The following is a 22,213-nucleotide window of genomic DNA, read 5'->3' as shown; positions in this document are numbered from 1 at the left end:
GTGACCTTGAGTTTCATGACTATGAGCTTCATGACTGCGAGCCCGCCGAAGCGATGAAACCCACACGCCTGTTTCTGACCTGGCTTGGCGTATTGCTGGCGCTGGACGTGCTGCTCGGCGCCGCGCGCGCCTACGGCCTGGCGGTCGCCGCCAGCCTGCAAGCGATTGCCTGGGGCCTGCTCCTGGCCCTGTTGCTGCTGGCCATGCTGGATGCCTTCAGGCTCAGGCGCCTGCCTTCGCCCCAGCTCCAGCGCCAGTTGCCCGGCAGCCTGCCCCTGGGCCGCTGGAGCGAAGTGCGCCTGGAGGTTCGCCACGACTTTACCCAGCCGCTGACCCTGGAACTGTTCGATCATGTGCCGGATGGCCTGGGCTTCGAATACCTGCCGCAGTCGCTGCTCCTGGAGCCGGGCCAGTCGCAGGCGCTGGGTTATCGGGTGCGTCCGCTCAAGCGCGGCCATTTCAACTTCGAGCGCTGCGAGATCAGCCTGCCCAGCCCGCTGGGCCTGTGGTCGGCGCGTCGGTTGCTGAAGCTCAACGACAGCACGCGCGTCTACCCGGATTTCGCCCGTCTCTACGGCGCCCGGCTGCTGGCCGTCGACAACTGGCTGAACCAGATCGGCGTACGGCAACAGCCGCGTCGTGGCCTGGGCCTGGAGTTCAACCAGCTGCGCGAGTTTCGCGAGGGCGACAGCCTGCGCCAGATCGACTGGAAAGCCACCGCCCGGCAACGCACGCCGATTGCCCGCGAGTACCAGGACGAACGCGACCAGCAGATCGTCTTCATGCTCGACTGCGGCCGACGCATGCGCAGCCAGGACGGTGAACTGGCGCATTTCGACCATGCGCTCAACGCCTGCCTGCTGCTCAGTTATGTCGCCTTGCGCCAGGGCGACGCGGTGGGCCTGAGCACCTTTGCCGGCGAACGCCGCCGCTACCTGGCGCCGGTCAAGGGCGCGGGCCAGTTGAGTGCCTTGCTCAACACTGTCTACGACCTGGACAGCAGCCAGCGCTGCGCCGACTTCCAGGCCGCCGCCAGCGAATTGCTGGCTCGGCAGAAACGCCGGGCCCTGGTGGTGCTGGTGACCAATCTGCGGGACGTGGACGACGAGGAACTGCTGACCGCGGTCAAGCGCCTCGGGCGCCAGCACCGGGTGCTAGTGGCCAGCCTGCGCGAGGAAGTCCTCGATCAGCTGCACCAGGCGCCCGTGCACAACCTGCCCGACGCCCTGACTTACTGCGGCACGATCAATTACCTGAATGCCCGTGCCGACCTGCATGAGCGCCTGAGCGCCCAGGGCGTTGCCCTGCTCGATGTGCGGCCGGGTGAACTGGGGGCGGAACTGGTGACCCGTTACCTCAGCTGGAAAAAGGCCGGGACGCTGTAACGGTCAGGCGGAGGTCTGCAACGGGTAGAAACTGAAGTAGCTGCGCAAGGCCGTCACCAGCTCGCGGTACTCGGGAGGCGAACGCAGCAGCACGAAGCCGGTGTCGTAATGATGGGGCGTGACATCTTCATGGCACCAGCGGCAGGAGGCAGTGATCTCGATCGATTGCAGCTGGCCGTCGCGGCCGGGCACCTGCAGGCGCAACTCGAAGTCGGCGCCGATCAGCATCGGCAACTGGCTGATCAACATGAAGCCGTCTTCGGAGACGTTGCCCAGATAACCGATGGGTCGATCGGTCAGCCGATTGAACACTTTCAAAAAACACGGCAACTGGTGCCGCTCGATCCGCCGGTCCGTGAACATGTCATGCATCGCTATTCAAGAAGGTCATTCAACATCGTCGCGCCGAGGACTGTCGGCCCCGGTCGGCCCATTTTAGAAACAATACTCTAAAACAGGCTCACAGATGTTAGCTCAAGGCTCATGCGGGATCAGCAATAGCCTGATGACGATTGTTACAACGCGGTCGGACGCGCTTGAGCGCTGCCGCGCGAAGGGAAATGCCCCAGTTGCTGCAGGGTTTCCAGGCGCGCGCGGGCGCGGTAGGCGTATTCGCTGTTGGGGTGCTCGGTGATGATGTACTGATAGGTCTGCGCCGCATCGAGGAACAGCTTCTGCCGCTCCAGGCACTGTCCGCGCAGCATCGATACCTCGGGCTGGATATAAGGGCGCGAGCGACTCGTGCGGTCGACCTGGCTCAGTTCGAGTATCACCCGTTCGCAGTTGCCGGCGTCATAGGCGCGGTAGGCGGTATTCAGATGATGGTCCATCGACCAGCGGGTACAGCCGACAACACTGACGGCCAGGGCAGCAATGAGCACGAATCGCATGGGGGTTCTCCTGTCTTGTGCACGTTATCGACCCGCGTTGGAAAATCTTCAGGAATGTTCGTTTAAAGAAACAAACGAATAAGTAGTGCAAACGAACAATGACTACAGCTGCGGACCATAGTAGCCTCTCGTTGCGCTTGAACTCAGGAGTCTTTGCATGTCCGTCCGTCGTACCAAAATCGTCGCTACCCTTGGCCCGGCCAGTAACTCGCCGGAAGTTCTCGAACAGCTGATTCTGGCTGGCCTGGACGTCGCCCGCCTGAACTTCTCCCACGGCACCCCGGACGAGCACAAGGCTCGCGCCAAGCTGGTGCGTGACCTGGCCGCCAAGCATGGCCGCTTCGTCGCGCTGCTGGGTGACCTGCAAGGCCCGAAGATCCGTATCGCCAAATTCGCCAACAAGCGCATCGAGCTGAAGATCGGTGACAAGTTCACCTTCTCCACCAGCCACCCGCTGACCGAAGGTAACCAGGACATCGTCGGCATCGACTATCCGGACCTGGTCAAGGACTGCGGCGTGGGCGACGAGCTGCTGCTCGACGACGGCCGCGTGGTGATGCGTGTCGAAACCGCCACCAGCACCGAACTGCATTGCGTCGTAACCATCGGCGGCCCGCTGTCGGACCACAAGGGCATCAACCGTCGCGGTGGCGGCCTGACCGCCCCGGCCCTGACCGAAAAAGACAAGGCCGACATCAAGCTGGCCGCGGCCATGGACCTGGACTACCTGGCCGTGTCCTTCCCACGCGACGCCGCGGACATGGAATACGCCCGCCAACTGCGCGACGAGGCCGGCGGCACCGCCTGGCTGGTGGCGAAGATCGAGCGCGCCGAAGCCGTGGCCAACGACGAAACCCTCGACGGCCTGATCAAGGCCTCCGACGCCGTGATGGTGGCCCGTGGTGACCTGGGCGTGGAAATCGGCGACGCCGAGCTGGTGGGCATCCAGAAGAAAATCATCCTGCACGCGCGTCGCCACAACAAGGCGGTGATCGTCGCGACCCAGATGATGGAGTCGATGATCCAGAACCCGATGCCGACCCGCGCCGAAGTGTCCGACGTGGCCAACGCCGTGCTCGACTACACCGACGCCGTGATGCTGTCCGCCGAATCCGCCGCTGGCGCCTACCCGCTCGAAGCGGTCCAGGCCATGGCGCGTATCTGTATCGGCGCGGAAAAGCACCCGACCAGCAAGACCTCCAGCCACCGCATCGGCAAGACCTTCGAGCGCTGCGACGAGAGCATTGCCCTGGCCACCATGTACACCGCCAACCACTTCCCGGGCGTTAAAGCGATCATCGCCTTGACTGAAAGCGGCTACACCCCGCTGATCATGTCGCGTATCCGCTCCTCGGTGCCGATCTACGCGTTCACCCCGCACCGCGAAGCCCAGGCCCGCACTGCGATGTTCCGTGGCGTCTACACCATCCCGTTCGACCCGGCATCCCTGCCGCCAAGCGAAGTCAGCCAGAAGGCCATCGACGAGCTGGTCAAGCGCGGCGTCGTGGAGAAAGGCGACTGGGTGATCCTGACCAAGGGCGACAGCTACCACACCACCGGCGGCACCAACGGCATGAAGATCCTGCACGTTGGCGACCCGATGGTCTGAGTCCCCCTGATGCAACAATAAAAAGCCCCGCAGTGAAGACTGCGGGGCTTTTTTATGGATCCTGCGAACCTGTAGGAGCGAGCGGGCGGCGATCCGACTTGCCCGCGATAGCTACACCGCGGTCCACCAGAAACAACGCGTTGCCCGCGATCGCGAGCAAGCTTCGTTCCTACAGGGCTGGAATCAGCCCTTGGCAAGAAACCCCGACAAGGCAGCCAGTGCTTCCGGCGAATGCAGGCGCTGGGTGAACAGGATGCCCTCCTCCTCGATCACCTTGCGCAGTTGTTCGCGATCGGGCGTGCGCATCAGCTGCTTGCTGATCTGCACCGCCTGCGGCGCCAGCTTCTCGAAACGCAGCGCCATCTCCCGGGCCTTGTCCAGGGTCGCCACGCCATCGGCCAAGGCCAGGTTGGCAATGCCCCACTGCGCCGCCTGTTCACCGCTGAAACCTTCGCCCAGCAGCAACAGCTCCGCGGCCCTGGCCGGCCCGAGCAGGCGCGGCAGGATCAGGCTGGAACCGAACTCCGGGCACAAGCCGAGATTGACGAAAGGCATGCGCAAGCGGGCATCGCGGCTGACGTACACCAGGTCGCAATGCAGCAACAGGGTGGTGCCGATCCCCACGGCCGGGCCCGCGACCGCGGCGACCACCGGCTTGCGGCATTCGAACAGGCTGCGCATGAACTGGAAGACCGGGCTGTCGAGCCCGCTGGGCGGCTGCTGGAGGAAGTCGGCAATGTCGTTGCCGGCGGTAAAGCAGTCGCTGCTGCCGCTGAGCAGAACCGCACGGACCTCAGGGTCGGCGTCGGCTTGTCGCAGTCCTTCGGCCAACTGGCTGTACATGGCCCGGGTCAGGGCATTTTTCTTGTCCGGGCGGTTCAGACGCAGGGTCAACAGCCCGCCCTCGCGTTCAAGCAGGATGGTATCGGTCATGGGGGTCTCGCTCAGGCCGGATCAGCGCTCAACCACGGGGCAGGAATACGTCGGCCAGCAGTTGATTGCGCGGCAGCCCCGCCAAATACAAGCGTCGGGCGAAGGCATCGACGCTGTCGGGGTGCCCGCAGAGTAAGGCCTGGGTTTGCCGCGAAACAAGCCGCAGTTGTGCCAAAGCCGCTGGCAGCTCGGTCGCGGTCCACAGCTCGACACTGAGGTTGGCGCGGCTCGCCGCCAGCGCCGCCAGAGGCTTGGCCAGGTAATGTTCGCTGGCGTCATGGGCCAGGTGAATGACGCGGATGGCGCCTTGATGATCCTGGCGCAAAGCCTCGCGCAGGATGCCGAACAAGGGCGCCAGCCCGGTGCCCGCCGCCAGCAGCCACAATGGCCGGGTTTGCCAGTCCGGGTCGTAATGCAGCGCCCCGCCGCGCAGCTCGCCCAGGCGCAAACCATCGCCGGGCTTGAGCTGGCGCGCCGCGTCGCTGAACTCGCCGGGCTGGCGGCAATCGAGGTGGAATTCGAGAAAACGGTCTTCGCCGGGCAGGCTCGCCAGCGAATACGGCCGCGCCACGCCGGAGGCCGTCCACAGCACCAGGTGCTGGCCGGCCTGATAACGCAGGTTGCGCTCCGGCTGCAAGCGCAGGCGCAGCACCGTGGCCGACAGCCAGTCGACGCCCACCACCTCGGCCGGCGCGCCATCGCGCAGCGGGTCGTAGGTTTCGACCCGCAGGTCCTCCACCACCTGACACTGGCAGGCCAGCCGCCAGCCGCGCTGGCGCTGATCGTCGCTCAGGGCATCGGGCCGGCTGTCGCTGGGCAGGCCCTCGACGCAGTGCACCAGGCAGGCGTGACAACTGCCGGCACGGCAGCTGTAAGGCACCGCCACGCCAGCCTGATTCAAGGCATCGAGCAGATTGCTGCCGGCGGCCACCGACCACTGCCGCTCACCGACACGCAGCTCAGGCATCGATATTTTCCCAGGCCGCGGCGCAGCGGTTGCGCCCGTCGCGCTTGGCCCGGTACAGCGCCTGGTCGGCGCGTTGCAGGGCGTCGTCCAGATCGTCGCCCAGCTCCACCAGGGTCATCCCCACGGACAGGCTCAGGCCATGCACCTCGACCCCGATCAACTGGGCGTCCATGAAGGCCACGCGCAGACGCTCACAGCAGGAGGTCAGGCGTTCGGGATCGCAATCGGGCAACAACATGACAAACTCCTCGCCGCCGTAGCGGGCCAATACATCACCATCGCGCAAGCAGGCGCTGGCCACGGCGGCGAACGCCTGCAGCACCTGATCGCCGGCGGCATGGCCGTGCACGTCGTTGATCCGCTTGAAGTGATCGAGGTCGATCAGCGCCAGGCCATGCATCTGGTCCAGGCTCATCGCGTGCAGTTCGCGCGACGCCAGCCGCAGGAAATGCCGTCGATTGTACAGGCCGGTCAGTTCGTCGGTGGCGACCAGGTCTTCCAGTTGTCGCATCATGCCGCGCAAGGTGTCCTGGTGCGCCTGCAAGGCGAAGCGCCGTTGCCGCATGCGCTGCCGGGAAGCCTGCACATAGCTGGCATACAGGCACAGCCAGGCCAGCACCACGAACAGCACGCACACCTGCAGCACGGCGAGCATCGGATCGGCCAGCCGGAAGTGGTAGCCGTCCCACAGCGTGATCCCGGCAAAGCCGATGAAAATGCACAGGGCGCACCGCACGAAGGCCCGGCGCGGAAGATGGAACAGGCCGAACAACAGCGTCAGCGGATAGAACACCAGGAAGGTGCCGCGCGCGGTATCGAGGTGGGCCAGCATCCAGGTCTGCCAGCCGATGCCCAGGAGGATCTGGATCTCGGTCAGGCTCGGGTCGCGAAAGCGCAGGTTGCGCCCGGACACAAACAGCCAGAGCAGCACCGCCTGGCTCAGCACCACCAAGCCGGTATCGATCAGCGCCGAACGCAGCGGCGCCGAATAGTAGCCACTGAAAATCGCCAGCCAGAGCAGCAGTAACGCCAGTCCATAGGTACCCGCCGCAAGAACGAAGCGCTTGAGTAAAAGACTCTGGATAGCGTTATGGGTCAATCGTTGACTCACCATGCGAAAGGGGGCTTTAAAGAGTTTCCTACCCTACAGGCCACTTGCCACTTTAGTGGTGTCGCCAAAAAATAACTATCCCATTTTTGTCCCCGCCCGGCGCCATCCCGCCCCGGGCCGCGCTTACCGTCATGCCTGGCGGCATCCCCGGCTGGCGTGTCCCGGGCATGCGACTTTGGTTTGACTGCCGATGCGTGTGCCTGGCCCCGAGGCGCGGTATACTGCCGCGCCTTTTTAGCGTCGCGCCAGTGTGTCCGGCGTGCCTTGAAGGTGTTTGCAACCGACCGATGCACCCAAGCTGCAAGCACCTTATTAAATGTTCCCGTCTTTTAGAGGAGCGCGACTCATGACCGTGATCAAGCAAGACGACCTGATTCAGAGCGTTGCCGACGCCCTGCAATTCATTTCCTACTACCACCCCGTGGACTTCATCCAGGCGATGCACGAAGCCTACCTGCGCGAAGAATCGCCAGCGGCCCGTGACTCCATGGCGCAGATCCTGATCAACTCGCGCATGTGTGCCACCGGCCACCGCCCGATCTGCCAGGACACCGGTATCGTCACCGTATTCGTACGCGTGGGCATGGACGTGTGCTGGGACGGCGCGACCATGAGCCTGGACGACATGATCAACGAAGGCGTGCGTCGCGCTTACAACCTGCCGGAAAACGTCCTGCGGGCCTCGATCCTCGCCGACCCGGCGGGCGCTCGTAAAAACACCAAGGACAACACCCCGGCGGTCATCCACTACTCCATCGTTCCCGGCAACACCGTGGAAGTGGACGTGGCGGCCAAGGGCGGCGGCTCCGAGAACAAGTCGAAGATGGCCATGCTCAACCCGTCCGACTCGATCGTCGACTGGGTGCTGAAGACCGTTCCGACCATGGGCGCCGGCTGGTGCCCGCCGGGCATGCTCGGCATCGGCATTGGCGGCACCGCCGAGAAAGCCGCGGTGATGGCCAAGGAAGTGTTGATGGAATCCATCGACATCCACGAGCTGAAGGCCCGCGGCCCACAGAACCGTATCGAAGAGATGCGCCTGGAGCTGTTCGAGAAGGTCAACCAGCTGGGCATCGGCGCCCAGGGCCTGGGCGGCCTGACCACCGTGCTCGACGTGAAGATCATGGACTACCCGACCCACGCCGCCTCGCTGCCGGTGTGCATGATCCCGAACTGCGCCGCGACCCGTCACGCGCACTTCGTGCTCGACGGCTCGGGCCCTGCGTCCCTAGAAGCGCCACCTCTGGACGCCTACCCGGAAATCGTCTGGGAAGCCGGTCCGTCGGCCCGTCGCGTCAACCTCGACACCCTGACTCCGGAAGAAGTGCAGAGCTGGAAGCCGGGCGAAACCGTCCTGCTCAACGGCAAGATGCTCACCGGTCGCGACGCCGCGCACAAGCGCATGGTCGAGATGCTGAACAAGGGCGAAACCCTGCCGGTGGACCTCAAGGGTCGCTTCATCTACTACGTCGGCCCGGTCGATCCGGTCGGTGACGAAGTGGTGGGCCCGGCTGGCCCGACCACCGCGACGCGGATGGACAAGTTCACCCGCCAGATCCTCGAGCAGACTGGCCTCTTGGGCATGATCGGCAAGTCCGAGCGCGGCCCGACCGCGATCGAAGCGATCAAGGACAGCAAGGCCGTGTACCTGATGGCCGTCGGCGGCGCTGCCTACCTGGTGGCCCAGGCGATCAAGAAGTCCAAGGTCCTGGCCTTTGCCGAACTGGGCATGGAAGCGATCTACGAGTTCGAAGTCAAAGACATGCCGGTCACTGTCGCGGTCGACAGCAAAGGCGAGTCGGTGCACATCACCGGTCCTGCCATCTGGCAGAAAAAGATCAGTGAAAGCCTGGCGGTAGAAGTGCAGTAAGCGTTTCGGCCGGTCACCCAAGGCGGCGTTGCTCGATGAGCAGCGCCGCCTTTTTCATGCCTGCCCGGGCCAGGGCTGTCCACGATCAACGAAGCCTCGGACAGGCATGTTATCTTGCCTGCCCCTTTCAGCCTGCCCTTGACTCATGGTCCAGATCTCCCGCCCGCTGCGCTTGACCTTCTATACCCTGGTGATTCTGGCCGGCGCCGTGGTCAGCGCGACCTTCGCCATGCGCCATGCCGAACGTCAGGCGCTGGAAGACGATGCCGCCCGCGCCAGCGAGCAACTGGCGTTGTACGCCAACTCCCTGCATACCCTGATCGAGCGTTACCGCGCCCTGCCCGCCGTGCTGGCGCTGGACCCGGAACTGCGCTCGGCGCTCAAGGGCCCGATCGGCCCGGAACAGCAGGACGCCCTGAACCGCAAACTGGAACGGATCAACGGCGCCGCCCGCTCCTCCACCCTGGAGCTGCTGGACCACACCGGCCTCGCGGTGGCCGCCAGCAACTGGCGCCTGCCCAGCAGCTACGTCGGGCACAACTACGGCTTTCGCCCCTACTTCAGCCAGACCCGCAGCCAGGGCAGCGGACGCTTCTATGCGGTGGGTGTCACCAGCGGCATTCCCGGCTATTTCCTCTCCAGCGCAGTCAAGGACGAGCAGGAACAGTTCCTCGGCGCCATGGTGGTGAAACTGGAGTTTCCCGAACTGGAACGCGAATGGAGCCAGGGCAGCGACACCCTGCTGGTCAGCGATGCCCGTGGCATCGTGTTCATCGCCAACCAGCCGGGCTGGCGTTATCGCCAGTTGCGCCCGTTGTCGGACAGCGACCGCGCCGAACTCAAGGCCACCCGGCAGTACGACAAACAACTGCTGACCCCGCTCGAACACCGGCCACTGCGACGCTTTGACGACGACAGTACGCTGACCCGGGTCGAGGGCCCGGACGGCAGCGTCGACTACCTGTGGGAGTCCCTGCCCCTGGCCACCGAAGGCTGGACCCTGCACCTGCTGCGCCGCCCACAGATCGCCTTCGAAGACCGACGCAACGCCGGCCTGGCCGCCGCCGGCGCCTGGCTGACCCTGGTGTTCCTCCTGCTGTTCCTCAACCAGCGCTGGCGCCTGGCCAGGCTGCGCCAGCGCAGCCGCGAAGAGCTCGAACGCCTGGTCGAGGAACGCACCCGCGACCTGCGCACCGCCCAGGACGGCCTGGTGCAATCGGCCAAGCTGGCGGCCCTGGGGCAGATGTCCGCGGCCCTGGCCCACGAGATCAACCAGCCGCTGACCACCCAGCGCATGCAGCTGGCCACCCTGCGCCTGCTGCTCGATCACGGGCGGGTCGACGAGGCCTACCAGGCCCTGAAACCGCTGGACGACATGCTGACCCGCATGGCCAGCCTCACCGGCCACCTGAAAACCTTCGCCCGCAAGAGCCCCAGCGGCCTGCGTGAACGCCTGGACCTGGCGGCGGTGGTTGACCAGGCCCTGCAACTACTGGACACCCGGCTGCGCGACGAACAGGTCGACACGCGCCTGCAACTGACGCGCCCGGCCTGGGTGCGCGGCGATGCCATACGCTTGGAGCAGGTGCTGATCAACCTGCTGCGCAACGCCCTGGACGCCATGCACGACAAGCCCCTCAAGCACCTGGAAATCCGCCTCGAAGCCGACCAGCAGCTGTGGAACCTGAGCGTCATCGACAGCGGTGGCGGCATCGCCGAAGAACACCTGCCGAACGTCTTCGATCCGTTCTTCACCACCAAGCCGGTGGGCGACGGCCTGGGCCTGGGGCTGGCGGTGTCCTACGCTATCGTCCACGAACTGGGCGGGCGCCTGAGCGCCGGCAATCAAGGCCAGGGCGCGATCTTCACCCTGAGCCTGCCCATCGACCTGGAGGCGCATATCCCATGTTGAATTCGGTGATGCTGGTCGACGACGAAGCCAGTATTCGTACCGCCGTCGAACAATGGCTGAGCCTGTCGGGCTTCGAGGTGCAGCTGTTCAGCCGCGCCGAGGACTGCCTGGCCCGGCTGCCCAGGGACTTCCCCGGGGTGATCCTCAGCGACGTGCGCATGCCTGGCATCAGCGGCCTGGAGCTGCTCAAACAGGTGCAGCAACGCGACCCCGACCTGCCGGTGATCCTGCTGACTGGCCACGGCGACGTGCCGATGGCGGTGGAAGCGATGCGCGACGGCGCCTATGACTTCCTGGAAAAACCCTTCAGCCCGGAAACCCTGCTGAGCAGCCTGCGCCGTGCCCTGGACAAACGCAGCCTGGTCCTGGAGAACCGGCGCCTGCACGAACAGGCCGATACCCGGGAGAAAATCGACTCCACCCTGCTCGGCGTATCCCGCGCCTTGCAGACCCTGCGGCGCCAGGTGGTCGACCTGGCCGCGCTGCCGGTCAACGTGCTGATCCGCGGCGAGACCGGCAGCGGCAAGGAACTGGTCGCCCGCTGCCTGCATGATTTCGGGCCGCGCGCCGACAAGCCCTTTGTCGCCCTGAACTGCGCGGCGATTCCCGAGCAGCTGTTCGAAGCCGAGTTGTTCGGCCATGAAAGCGGCGCCTTTACCGGCGCCCAGGGCAAGCGCATCGGCAAGCTGGAATACGCCGACGGCGGCACCCTGTTCCTCGACGAGATCGAAAGCATGCCGCTGGCCCAGCAGGTCAAGCTGCTGCGTGTGCTGCAGGAACAGAAGCTCGAGCGACTGGGGTCCAACCAGAGCATTGCCGTGGATCTGCGGATCATTGCCGCGACCAAGCCGGACCTGCTGGACGAAGCCCGCGCCGGGCGCTTTCGCGAAGACCTGGCCTACCGCCTGAACGTCGCGCAGCTGCGCCTGCCACCGCTGCGGGATCGACGCGAGGACATTCCGCTGCTGTACGAACACTTCGCCCATGCCGCCGCCGAACGCCTGGGCCGCGGCGTCGTGCCCCTGAGCGGAGCGCAGTTGAGCCGCCTGCTCAGCCACGACTGGCCGGGCAACGTGCGCGAACTGGCCAACGTCGCCGAACGCCAGGTGCTCGGCCTGGGCGAGCCCGAGCCGGAAGCCATCGATCCCGGCCAGTCCCTGGCGGCGCAGCAGGAAGCCTTCGAGGCGCAATGCCTGCGGGCCGCGCTGACCCGGCACAAGGGCGATATCAAGGCGGTGCTCAATGAGCTGCAACTGCCGCGCCGCACCTTCAATGAAAAGATGCAGCGCCATGGGCTGGCGCGGGAGATGTTTCTCGGGGAGGAGTGAGGCCCGAGGTCCTATCGCGAGCAAGCTCGCTCCTACAGGGATCACCTAGCTTCTGTAGGAGCGAGCTTGCTCGCGAAGACGCCCTCAGCAACACCACCCTCATCGGCAACTTTCCGCTCACGCACCTTCGCCAATGAGCGGATTTCCGCTCATCGAATTCTCAAGACCCTTCTAAACCGGGCCTCTCGGTTCCTGGCACAGCTCCTGCTATAGCCCCAGCAGGCTGCGTTTCGGCGCGCTCCACAAAAACAATTAAATGAAGGATCCGTCATGGATAACTCGCAAACCCTGCCTCTTGGGGCGGCAGCTGCGCCTGCCAAAGAAAAGACCACCGCCAGTCGCCTGAAATCGATCTTCAGCGGTTCGGTCGGCAACATGGTCGAGTGGTACGATTGGTACGTCTACGCCGCCTTCTCCCTGTACTTCGCCAAAGTCTTCTTCCCCAAAGGCGACACCACCGCACAACTGCTCAACACCGCTGCGATCTTCGCCGTGGGCTTCCTGATGCGTCCGATCGGCGGCTGGCTGATGGGGCTCTACGCTGACCGCAAGGGCCGCAAGGCCGCATTGATGGCCTCGGTACTGCTGATGTGCTTCGGCTCCCTGATCATCGCCCTGACTCCCGGCTATGAAACCATCGGCGTCGGCGCCCCGATCCTGCTGGTCCTGGCGCGCCTGATGCAGGGCCTGTCGGTCGGCGGCGAATACGGCACCTCGGCCACCTACCTCAGCGAGATGGCGACCAAGGAACGTCGTGGCTTCTTCTCCAGCTTCCAGTACGTGACCCTGATCTCCGGCCAGCTCATCGCCCTGGCGGTGCTGATCGTGCTGCAGAACGTGCTGACCACCGAAGAGCTGCAATCCTGGGGCTGGCGCATTCCGTTCGGCATCGGCGCCCTGTGCGCGATCGTCGCGCTGTACCTGCGTCGCGGCATGGAAGAAACCGAGTCCTTCACCAAGAAGAAGGAAAAGCCGAAAGAAAGCCTGATGCGCACCCTGATGCGTCATCCGAAAGAGCTGATGACCGTGGTCGGCCTGACCATGGGCGGCACCCTGGCCTTCTACACCTACACCACCTACATGCAGAAATACCTGGTGAACACCGTCGGCATGAGCATCTCCGACTCCACCACCATTTCCGCGGCGACCCTGTTCCTGTTCATGTGCCTGCAGCCGGTGATCGGCGCGCTGTCGGACAAGATCGGCCGACGTCCGATCCTGATCGCCTTCGGCATCCTCGGCACTCTTTTCACCGTGCCGATCCTCACCACCCTGCACACCATCCAGAGCTGGTGGGGTGCGTTCTTCCTGATCATGGCGGCGCTGATCATCGTCAGCGGCTACACCTCGATCAACGCGGTGGTCAAGGCCGAGCTGTTCCCGACCGAGATCCGCGCCCTGGGCGTGGGCCTGCCCTACGCGCTGACTGTGTCGATCTTCGGCGGCACCGCCGAATACATCGCGCTGTGGTTCAAGAGCGTCGGCATGGAAACCGGTTACTACTGGTATGTCACCGCCTGCATCGCCGTGTCGCTGCTGGTCTACATCACCATGAAAGACACCCGCAAACACTCGCGGATCGAGACTGACTGACCGGCAAAAAAAGCGCGAGGGTGCAAGGCCCTCGCGCTGTGCTGTCAGGTAAAAATCCATCGCGAGCAAGCGTGCTTCTGTAGGAGCGAGCGGGCGGCAATCCGACTTGCCCGCGATCACCGCAACACCGCCCGCTCAACGATCAAGACCTGCCCTCCAGCTCACGTAGCAAGCCCTCCGGCATTCATCGCCAACAACATTCCCGCCCCCGCCAATCAAACCGTTGATCACGATATTTCGACGGCCCGGACAGGTTAATGATCGGTTAATGCCCTGCCCGCATCCTGCCTCCATCGAAATCGGTGTCGGCGCGTCAAACACGTAGAAGCAGCAAAGCGGCTTTATGCAGTGGTTCCTGACGCCACAAACATCGATTTAATCGATATTTTTAAGCACATATTTACGCTTTTTAATCAAATTAACTGGCGTAGTATCCATTTCACACCCACTGCACAAAACGTCAACGAACCTGGAGTGACCACCATGAAAAGCAAACTGATCCTCGCCCTGACCCTTTCCGTACTGGCTGCCAACACCTTCGCCGCCGATGGTTACGACCGCACTGGCTCGGCCACTTTCACCTCGGGCAGCTCGGCCAGCGCCAGCCTGGCTTCCGACGGTTTCGATCGTACCGGCACCGCCGCCGCTATCGCTGCCGATGGCTTCGACCACACTGGCACCGCAGGCGCAGTCGCCTCCGATGGTTTCGATCACACCGGCACCGCTGGCGCAGTCGCCTCCGATGGCTTCGATCACACTGGCACCGCAGGCGCAGTCGCCTCCGATGGCTTCGATCACACCGGCACCGCTGGCGCAGTCGCCTCCGATGGTTTCGATCGCACCGGGACTGCCGCCGCTATCGGCTAACCCTCAGGGATGTCCCGCAGCCCGGCTTCGGCCGGGCTTAGTGTTTCTGGCCCGGGGAAAAACCGCGCGCCGCAAGCTGGCATTCACGTTCAATGGCTTGCACTATGGCGAGCTTCCCTCTTTGTCCGCGCAAGAGCCTGTCATGTCCGAAGACATTCATTACTACGAACCCGCCCAGGGCCACGGCCTGCCCCATGATCCGTTCAATGCCATCGTCGGCCCGCGGCCGATCGGCTGGATTTCCTCCCAGGACACGCAAGGCCGGCTGAATCTGGCGCCCTACAGTTTTTTCAACGCCTTCAATTACATTCCACCGATCATCGGTTTCTCCAGCGTCGGTCGCAAAGACAGCCTGAACAACATCGAGCAGACCGGCGAGTTCGCCTGGAACCTCGCCACCCGCCCGCTGGCCGAGCAGATGAACCAGAGCTGCGCCGCCGTATCGGCCGAGGTCAATGAGTTCGAACTGGCGGGGCTGACGCCCGTGGCCTCGAAAGTGATTGCTGTGCCGCGGGTAGCCGAAAGCCCGGTGTCCTTCGAGTGCAAGGTCACCCAGATCATTCAACTGCAGCGCGCGGATCAGGAGTTGGTGCCCAGCTGGCTGATCCTCGGCGAAGTGGTCGCCGTGCATATCGCCAAGTGGCTGCTCAAGGATGGGATATACGACACCGCCGCGGCAGAACCGATTCTGCGCGGCGGCGGGCCGGCGGATTATTTCCAGCTGGGGCCAGAGGCCTTGTTCAAGATGTTCCGCCCGGGGGCGGTCAGGTAGTTTTTCAGATCAGATAGTTTTTCAGATCAGCAACCTGGATCAGGCCGTTGCCCAGGCCAGTTCGCCGTCTTCGTTCACGTCGATCAACTGCTCAAGCTTCTGCGCGGCAGCCTGGTCGGCGTCATGGGCGGTCTTGAATTTCTGGTCGTCCAGGATCTTGTGAAAGCGCGGTGCCCCTGAACCACCCAGGGCCTTGACCGCGATGGCGGCGCTGTAGCCCCCTTCACCTGGAACCACGGCGGAAACCGCTTCGTATGCTGCAAACTCTTTACGTGCCATGTTGCTGGTCCTGGCCAATGGAAAGTCGGCCATTCTAAACCCTCAGCTGGCCAGCTGGTGTACCGGTGCCCCGTTCAGTTGTGCGTATTCGCCTTCGGCCTGGGCCGCCGAGACGTCGCGGAAGGTATGGAAATCCAGGCTGTTGACCACCAGGTCCTGGACCAGCTCGGCGAATATCGCCATGGCCGGCGAGCAGAAGTAATCGGTCATTGCCTGCTGGCTGCTCCAGAATCCGGAGACCAGCCACAAATCAGCGTCGCACTGCGAATGCTGCAAGGCGAAGTGCAGGCAACCTGTGGCCTGGCGGGATGGTTCGATCAGGCTGCTCAAGCGAGCACCCAGCTCGGTTGAGCGACCGGCGCGGGCGCGAACGAATGCCATGTGGCTGACGGGAATATGCGTGGACATGTGCGACCCTCCCAGGGTGGTGTCGAGGCAGCCATGGGACGGGCTGCGACAGGATCCAAGATTAAGCGTCCGGCGCAACGGCCGTTAGTCGATTCCTGCCAGCGCATTGCACAATCCTGCGAACCTGGCTGGACAACACCGAGGCCGGACCTGGCTGCGGAAAAAAACCACAACGTTGTTTCAAGCAAGTGACAGCCCGCGTGCAGGACCCGGCTCTGCTCACGCGCGCACGTGCGGCAGGATCAGGCAAGATTTGCGCAGGATTCGCCTACCCCTGGCGCTTGCACAAATTTAAGCTGTGGCCATTCGCAATCTTCCCGGAGGGGCCTTCATGTCATCGCTCGAAACCCAGCAGCCGCCACTGGATGCGGAGATGGAAAAACAGCGGGCGGAGCTGGCCGGGATCATTGCGCGCAACACCGGCGAAGACGGCAGCTACGCCACGGCGATCCAGTCGCTGTTCGTCTCGCGCTACAGCCACTCCCACGATTTCGCCTCGGTGCTGGCCCAGCCGGCCCTGTGCATCATGGCCCAGGGTCGCAAGGAAGTACGGCTGGCCGACGAGGAGTTCAACTACGACCCGCTCAACTACCTGGTGGTCTCGGTTTCCATGCCGTTGAGCGGGCGTCTGGCCGATGTCTCGCCGCTGGAACCGGTCCTGGCCCTGCGCCTGGACATCGACCCGGCCGAGATCAGCACGCTGATCGCCGATGCCGGGCCGCTGGGGGTGCCGAACCGTCCGGTCGGCCGCGGCCTGTATGTGGAGCGCCTGGATACGCCGATGCTCGACGCCGTGCTGCGCCTGACCCGCCTGCTGGATACGCCCAAAGACATCGCCATGCTCGCGCCGCTGATTCGTCGGGAGATTCTCTACCGGCTGCTGCGCAGCCCTCAGGGCCACCGGCTGTATGAGATTGCCATCGCCAACAGCCAGGGCCATCGGGTCAGCCAGGCCATCAAATGGCTGAACAGCAACTACGAGCAACCGCTGCGCATCGACGATCTGGCGCGTGGGGTGAACCTCAGCGTGTCGACCCTGCACCACCGCTTCAAGGCCATGACCGCCATGAGCCCCTTGCAGTATCAGAAGCAATTGCGCCTGCAGGAAGCCCGGCGCCTGATGCTGACCGAGGGGCTGGAGGCGTCCGCCGCCGGTTACCGGGTCGGCTACGAAAGCCCTTCGCAGTTCAGCCGCGAATACAGCCGCCAGTTCGGCGCCCCGCCGCTGCGGGACATGGCGCGCCTGCGCAGCAGCGTCCGATAAGCGCAATCACCGAAACTGAAGACCCATGCCTCCTGGCCAGGTATGGGGCATTTTTTGCGCGGCTCAGCGCGCGCGAACCACGTGCTTGATCTCCTGGAATGCCTGCAATCCCCAAGGACCCAGCTCGCGGCCGATGCTGCTCTGCTTGTAGCCGCCCCAGGCGGTCTGCGGGAAGATCACCTGCGGCGCGTTGATCCACACCAGCCCGGCCTGCAAGGCATTGGCGACCCGCTCGGCGTTCTCTACATCGGCGCCGACCACACTGGCCACCAGGCCGAATTCGCTGTCGTTGGCCAGCGCGATGGCCTCGGCCTCGCTGGCGAAACTGCGCACGCAGAGCACCGGGCCAAAGATCTCCTCACGCCACAGCGCGCTGTCGAGGGGCACTTCGGTGAAAATAGTCGGCCGGACAAAAAAGCCGCGCGCGCGGTCCGCCGGACGCTCGCCACCACATACCAGCCTGGCCCCGGCACTCAGCCCGCGATCGATATGGCCCAGCACTCGCTGGTATTGCGCCTGGTTGACCAGCGCGCCCATCTCCACGTCCGGATCGAAAGGGTCCGCCACCCGAATCGCCTCGGCCCGAGCCTTGAGGCGCAGCAGGAACTCGTCCGCCAGTTCGTCGGCCACCAGCACCCGGCTGGTGGCGGAGCACATCTGCCCGGCGTTGAAAAAGCCACCGCCACAAGCCAGTTCCACCGCCAGTTCGAGATCGGCATCCGCCAGCACCAGCAGCGAAGATTTGCCGCCCAGTTCCAGGCTCACACCCTTGACCGTCTCCGCCGCGCGCTGCATGACCTGGACCCCGACCGCATTGCTGCCGGTGAAGGAAATCTTCGCCACCCGCGGATCGGCCGCCAGCGGCGCACCCACCGCCAGCCCGGTGCCGCAGACCAGGTTGAACACACCCTTGGGCAAGCCGCTCCGGGCGATGATCGCCGCCAGCTCCAGCTCCGGCAGCGGCGTGACTTCCGAGGGTTTGAGCACCACGCTGCAACCGGCAGCCAGGGCCGGCGCGAGCTTCCAGGCGGTGGTGACCATCGGGAAATTCCACGGCACGATCAGGCCGACCACGCCACAGGGCTCACGCCGCACACGAGCGCTGAAATCATCGCTGGGCAACGGCACGTCGCGGTCCTGGGCGGCGTCCAGGCCTTCGGCCAACCCCGCGTAGTACTCGAAGGTGGCAATCACATCGTCGACGTCGATGGCCGCTTCGAATTGCGGCTTGCCGTTGTTGCTCGACTGCAGGTGCATCAGGCGCTCACGGCTCTCGGCGACCCCGGCGGCGATCCGCCGCAACACCGCGCCACGCTCGGCACCGCTGGCCGCGGCCCACGGCACCAGCCCGGCCTGGGCGGCGGTCACCGCCTGCTCGACGCTGTGCCGGTCGCCACCACCAACCAGCGCCAGCGGCTCTTCGGTGGACGGATTGATCACCGGCAAAAGCTCACTGCCGGCACGCCACTGACCGTCGATGTAGAGGCCGTTCAACAGGTTTGCCTGGCTCATGCTTGCACCGCCCGCATCCAGCCGGCCTGGTCGATTTCGATCAGGGTCGGGCCCTGGCGATCGCTGGCCGCGCGCAGCGCATCGCGCAATCCGTCGACGCTGTCGATGGCCTCGGCAGCGCAGCCCAGGGCCTTGGCCACGCCGATGAAGTCCGGCGTGTAGATGTCCACGCCCACCGGCTCGATATCGCGGTTGACCATGTATTTCTTGATCTCTTCATAGCCCTGGTTATTCCACAGCAGCACGATGACCGGCGTGCGCGCTTCCACCGCGCAGGCCAGTTCCGACAGGGTGAACTGCAGGCCGCCGTCGCCGATCAGGCACGCCACCGGGCCCCGGGCATGGCGCTCGGAAGCGCCGCCGAGCCAGGCGCCGATCGCCGCCGGCAAGGCATAACCCAAGGTGCCGTAGCCGGTCGAGGAGTTGAACCAGCGGCGCGGACGCTCGGGGTTGAAGGTCAGGTTGCCGCTGTACACCGGCTGCGTGGAGTCGCCGACGATGACGATCTCCGGCAACTCCTGCACTAGGGTTTCGAGGAACAGCGTCTGCGCCCGGGTCGGCGCGTCCCACTGCAGCTCCAGTGCGTTGCGCAAGGCAGCGGCGCGGACCGTGCCCCAGGCACTGTCGCGCTCGCTCAGCGATTGTTTGCCCAGCTCGGCCAGCAAGGCTTCGGTTGCGCTGTGCGCGTCGGCCACCAGCGCCACTTTCGGCGGATAGTTGCGCACGGTCTGGTCAGGGTCGATGTCGATGCGCAGCAGAGCGCCCGGAATCTCGAAGCCACCGGCGAAAGTCACGTCGTAGTCGGTTTCGGCCAGTTCGGTACCGATGGCCAGGACCACGTCGGCATCGGCCACCAGGGCGCGGGTCGCCACCAGCGACTGGGTCGAGCCGATCAGCAGCGGGTGCCGCGACGGCAGCATGCCCTTGGCATTGATGGTCAGGGCCACGGGGGCCTGGAGCAATTCGGCGAGGCGGGTCAGGGATGCAGCGGCATCGATCGCGCCGCCACCGGCGAGGATCAGCGGGCGCCGGGCGCCCGCCAGCAACTGGCTCATCCGGGCAACCGCGGCGGGCGCGGCGCCGGCCCGGGCGATGCTCACCGGCTCGCTGTCGAGCAGCTCATCGGCCTCCTCCACCAGCACGTCGAGGGGGATCTCGATGTGCACCGGGCGTGGCCGACCGGCCTGGAACAGTGCGAAGGCGCGGGCCAGCACGCCCGGCAGTTCCGCCGCGGACATCAGGGTATGGGAGAACGCCGCCACGCCGCCCACCAGGGCGCCCTGGTTCGGCAGCTCGTGCAGCTTGCCGCGGCCGCCGCCGAGCTGGCTGCGCGACTGCACGCTGGAGATCACCAGCATCGGAATCGAGTCGGCATAGGCCTGACCCATGGCGGTGGTGATGTTGGTCATCCCCGGGCCGGTGATGATGAAGCACACCCCCAGCTTGCCGCTGGTGCGGGCATAACCGTCGGCCATGAATCCGGCGCCCTGCTCGTGACGCGGCGTGACATGCCGGATGCGCGAACGGGCCAGGCCGCGATACAGCTCGACGGTATGCACCCCGGGAATGCCGAAGACCTGCTCGACGCCATAACCTTCGAGTAACTTGACCAACACTTCGCCGCACGTCGCCATGTCTTGCCCTTCTTGTTCGCTTGAGACGGTGTGCCTGGCTGGCCGCTGCATGGCTAGGCACGGGGAAGGCGTCATTGGAACGGGCCGCGTGTAGCGGGAACAATGGATAAAAAGTCATACTAGCCATGTCCTCACGTCATGCCTTGGCCCTTTATGAAACGCCTCCCGCCCCTGCCCGCGCTGCACACCTTTCTGATCACCGCGCGCTGCTGCAACTTCACCCACGCGGCCGAGCAGCTGCATATCACCCAGGGTGCGGTGAGCCGGCAGATCGCCGGCCTGGAGAGTCATCTGGGTTATGCCTTGTTCCAGCGCCAGGCCCGCGGCCTGAGCCTGACGAGCGAAGGACGGGAATGGCTACCACGGGTGGAGCAGGTGTTCGGCCTGATCAGCGAGGGCGTGGAACAGGTCGGGGGAAACCGCGACACCCTGCAACTCAAGGCGTCCACCTGCGTGATGCGCTGGTTGTTGCCGCGCCTGATGCAGTGGCAGAAAGAGCGGCCGGACGTGCCTGTGCGGCTGACCACCACGGTGCAGCACGGGGTCGACTTCAGCCGCGAACAGTTCGATGCCGCGGTGATCTACGGCGCCCCGCCTCCCTCCACCCTCGGCGCCTATCACCTGTTCGACGAACAGCTGACGCCGGTGTGCTCACCGGCATTGCTCGAAGGGGCGATAGCGCTGAAGACCCCGGCCGACCTGCAGCAACACATGCTGCTGCATCCGACCCTGGATACCCATGACTGGAATACCTGGTTGAAAGCCTCGGGGACGGTGCTGAACAACATCGGCAAGGGGCAGCATTTCGAAACCCTGGACCTGGCGATGTCGGTGGCCTCCCAGGGGACGGGAGTGGCCATTGGCGACTGGGCATTGATCGGCGAAGACCTGAGCGCCGGGCGGCTGGTCATGCCATTTGCATTGAAGGTGCGCACTGGCCTGGGCTACTACCTGGTCCACCCCGATCGCTCAGCGCCATCGCCGCAGTTACGGGCGTTGCTGGACTGGCTGGTGGAACAGGCCCGGGCCAGATAGCCCCGTAGCCGATGTAGCCGATGTAGCCGATGTAGCCGCTGGCGCAGCCTGCGATCGAGCGCGCAGCGGTCGTAATCCGGTCAACACGTTGTACCTGCAAAAACGCGGTGTCTGGTTTTACGACTGCTGCGCAGCCGATCGCAGCCTTCGGCAGCGACTACAGGATGTCTCAGTAACCGACCGTGAAACGCTGGCGGGGGTGCTTCGCTGTTTCCAGCTCATCGATCATGGCGATGGCGTAGTCGGCGAAGGTGATCCAGCTCTTGCCTTCGGCGCTCACCAGCAGATGGTCCTGGCCGAGGCGGAACTGCCCGCGGCGCTCGCCTTCGACGAACTCCGCCGACGGCGACAGGAAGGTCCAGTCCAGCTCTTTCTCCTGGCGCAGGGTATCGAGGAACACACTGCCGGCACTGGCTTCAGCCTTGTACTCATCCGGAAAACCGGCGGCGTCGATTACCCGGCTACCGTCGGGCAACAGCAACGAACCGGCACCGCCCACCACCAGCAGGCGTTTGACGCCGGCCTTTTTCACCGGCTCGATCACGGCCTTGGGCGGGATAGTGGAAAAGTGCGCCGCGCTGATCACCGCATCGTGACCGGCGACCGCGGCCTGCAACGCCGCGCCGTCCAGTACGTCGACCGCCTTGCTCACCACACCGGCGCGATTGCCGATTTTCGCCGGGTTACGGGCAATCGCGGTGACGCTGTGACCACGACGCAGGGCTTCTTCCAGCAGTTGGCTACCGGCACGACCGGTGGCACCAATGATTGCAATCTTGCTCATGACAGTTCTCCAGTTCCGATAAGTGACGCAAAGCCTTACAGGGAATGCCCCCGCGCCAGG

20 protein-coding genes are annotated in these 22,213 nt (G+C 64.7%); 10 read left to right on the top strand and 10 right to left on the bottom strand.

The genetic code is table 11. The features are described 5' to 3' along the window. The first annotated feature begins 53 nt into the window (after window positions 1-53). A complete protein-coding gene (locus NRG23_RS26515; RefSeq protein WP_257372888.1) occupies window positions 54-1,385 on the top strand; it encodes a DUF58 domain-containing protein in 1,332 nt (443 codons plus the stop codon). Between the two features lie 3 nt (window positions 1,386-1,388). Here NRG23_RS26515 and NRG23_RS26510 read toward each other — a convergent pair whose 3' ends face one another. After that, window positions 1,389-1,748, bottom strand: a complete 360-nt coding sequence (locus tag NRG23_RS26510) for a PilZ domain-containing protein (protein ID WP_009050497.1) — start codon at window positions 1,746-1,748, stop codon at window positions 1,389-1,391. A 152-nt stretch (window positions 1,749-1,900) separates the two neighbouring features. Continuing rightward, entirely contained in the window at window positions 1,901-2,275 is a 375-nt protein-coding gene (locus NRG23_RS26505; RefSeq protein ID WP_009050498.1) for a tol-pal system YbgF family protein, read from the bottom strand. A 157-nt stretch (window positions 2,276-2,432) separates the two neighbouring features. Between NRG23_RS26505 and pyk the strand changes: the two genes are divergently transcribed. Continuing rightward, window positions 2,433-3,884: a pyruvate kinase gene (pyk, locus tag NRG23_RS26500; protein WP_009050499.1), complete on the top strand. Its 1,452-nt coding sequence runs from the start codon at window positions 2,433-2,435 to the stop codon at window positions 3,882-3,884. A gap of 183 nt (window positions 3,885-4,067) precedes the next feature. On the opposite strand, the gene NRG23_RS26495 is transcribed toward pyk, so the two are convergent. The 3 genes from NRG23_RS26495 to NRG23_RS26485 are packed head-to-tail and all read right to left on the bottom strand — an operon-like array spanning window position 4,068 to window position 6,883. Next, a complete protein-coding gene (locus tag NRG23_RS26495) occupies window positions 4,068-4,817 on the bottom strand; it encodes an enoyl-CoA hydratase-related protein (protein WP_016703371.1) in 750 nt (249 codons plus the stop codon). 28 nt (window positions 4,818-4,845) lie between these two features. Continuing rightward, window positions 4,846-5,784, bottom strand: coding sequence for an iron-sulfur-binding ferredoxin reductase (locus tag NRG23_RS26490; protein ID WP_009050501.1), 939 nt, complete (start codon window positions 5,782-5,784; stop codon window positions 4,846-4,848). After that, window positions 5,777-6,883 carry a diguanylate cyclase gene (locus NRG23_RS26485; protein WP_009050502.1) on the bottom strand — a complete coding sequence of 369 codons (1,107 nt, stop codon included), beginning with the start codon at window positions 6,881-6,883 and terminating at the stop codon, window positions 5,777-5,779. Before NRG23_RS26485 ends, NRG23_RS26490 begins: the two co-directional genes overlap by 8 nt. 358 nt (window positions 6,884-7,241) lie before the next feature. On the opposite strand from NRG23_RS26485, the gene NRG23_RS26480 reads away from it, so the two are divergent. From NRG23_RS26480 to NRG23_RS26455, 6 genes are all read left to right on the top strand, one after another. Continuing rightward, window positions 7,242-8,765 (top strand): fumarate hydratase, encoded by a 1,524-nt coding sequence (locus NRG23_RS26480; RefSeq protein WP_257372885.1) that lies wholly within the window; start codon window positions 7,242-7,244, stop codon window positions 8,763-8,765. 145 nt (window positions 8,766-8,910) lie between these two features. Then, a complete protein-coding gene (locus NRG23_RS26475) occupies window positions 8,911-10,677 on the top strand; it encodes an ATP-binding protein (protein WP_038634712.1) in 1,767 nt (588 codons plus the stop codon). Next, window positions 10,671-12,005 carry a sigma-54 dependent transcriptional regulator gene (locus NRG23_RS26470; protein ID WP_038634714.1) on the top strand — a complete coding sequence of 445 codons (1,335 nt, stop codon included), beginning with the start codon at window positions 10,671-10,673 and terminating at the stop codon, window positions 12,003-12,005. Before NRG23_RS26475 ends, NRG23_RS26470 begins: the two co-directional genes overlap by 7 nt. Window positions 12,006-12,275: 270 nt before the next feature. Next, window positions 12,276-13,598, top strand: coding sequence for an MFS transporter (locus NRG23_RS26465; protein WP_009050506.1), 1,323 nt, complete (start codon window positions 12,276-12,278; stop codon window positions 13,596-13,598). A gap of 483 nt (window positions 13,599-14,081) precedes the next feature. Beyond that, window positions 14,082-14,465, top strand: coding sequence for a hypothetical protein (locus NRG23_RS26460; RefSeq protein ID WP_257372880.1), 384 nt, complete (start codon window positions 14,082-14,084; stop codon window positions 14,463-14,465). Between the two features lie 142 nt (window positions 14,466-14,607). After that, window positions 14,608-15,237, top strand: a complete 630-nt coding sequence (locus NRG23_RS26455; RefSeq protein WP_028683257.1) for a flavin reductase family protein — start codon at window positions 14,608-14,610, stop codon at window positions 15,235-15,237. Between the two features lie 39 nt (window positions 15,238-15,276). Here NRG23_RS26455 and NRG23_RS26450 read toward each other — a convergent pair whose 3' ends face one another. Together NRG23_RS26450 and NRG23_RS26445 are read right to left on the bottom strand one after the other, a co-directional pair. Continuing rightward, window positions 15,277-15,549 (bottom strand): hypothetical protein, encoded by a 273-nt coding sequence (locus NRG23_RS26450; RefSeq protein ID WP_009050509.1) that lies wholly within the window; start codon window positions 15,547-15,549, stop codon window positions 15,277-15,279. A gap of 9 nt (window positions 15,550-15,558) precedes the next feature. After that, window positions 15,559-15,924, bottom strand: a complete 366-nt coding sequence (locus tag NRG23_RS26445) for an antibiotic biosynthesis monooxygenase family protein (RefSeq protein WP_257372876.1) — start codon at window positions 15,922-15,924, stop codon at window positions 15,559-15,561. Between the two features lie 331 nt (window positions 15,925-16,255). Between NRG23_RS26445 and NRG23_RS26440 the strand changes: the two genes are divergently transcribed. Then, a complete protein-coding gene (locus NRG23_RS26440; protein ID WP_009050511.1) occupies window positions 16,256-17,188 on the top strand; it encodes an AraC family transcriptional regulator in 933 nt (310 codons plus the stop codon). A gap of 63 nt (window positions 17,189-17,251) precedes the next feature. Here NRG23_RS26440 and NRG23_RS26435 read toward each other — a convergent pair whose 3' ends face one another. After that, complete coding sequence (locus tag NRG23_RS26435) at window positions 17,252-18,700, bottom strand: aldehyde dehydrogenase family protein (RefSeq protein ID WP_257372875.1); 1,449 nt, start codon at window positions 18,698-18,700, stop codon at window positions 17,252-17,254. Then, complete coding sequence (locus NRG23_RS26430; protein WP_257372873.1) at window positions 18,697-20,334, bottom strand: 5-guanidino-2-oxopentanoate decarboxylase; 1,638 nt, start codon at window positions 20,332-20,334, stop codon at window positions 18,697-18,699. The genes NRG23_RS26435 and NRG23_RS26430 overlap by 4 nt, the downstream gene beginning before the upstream one ends. Window positions 20,335-20,487: 153 nt before the next feature. Between NRG23_RS26430 and NRG23_RS26425 the strand changes: the two genes are divergently transcribed. Beyond that, a complete protein-coding gene (locus tag NRG23_RS26425) occupies window positions 20,488-21,369 on the top strand; it encodes a LysR substrate-binding domain-containing protein (protein WP_009050514.1) in 882 nt (293 codons plus the stop codon). Window positions 21,370-21,538: 169 nt separating this feature from the next. Here the strand turns inward: NRG23_RS26425 and NRG23_RS26420 are convergent, their stop codons facing one another. Beyond that, entirely contained in the window at window positions 21,539-22,153 is a 615-nt protein-coding gene (locus NRG23_RS26420) for an NAD(P)-dependent oxidoreductase (protein ID WP_257372870.1), read from the bottom strand. Window positions 22,154-22,213 lie beyond the last annotated feature (60 nt).

Origin of the sequence: Pseudomonas sp. T8 (assembly GCF_024610635.1) — a bacterium.
Classification (GTDB): domain Bacteria; phylum Pseudomonadota; class Gammaproteobacteria; order Pseudomonadales; family Pseudomonadaceae; genus Aquipseudomonas; species Aquipseudomonas chlororaphis_I.
This window is presented reverse-complemented; position numbering and strand designations above follow the sequence as displayed.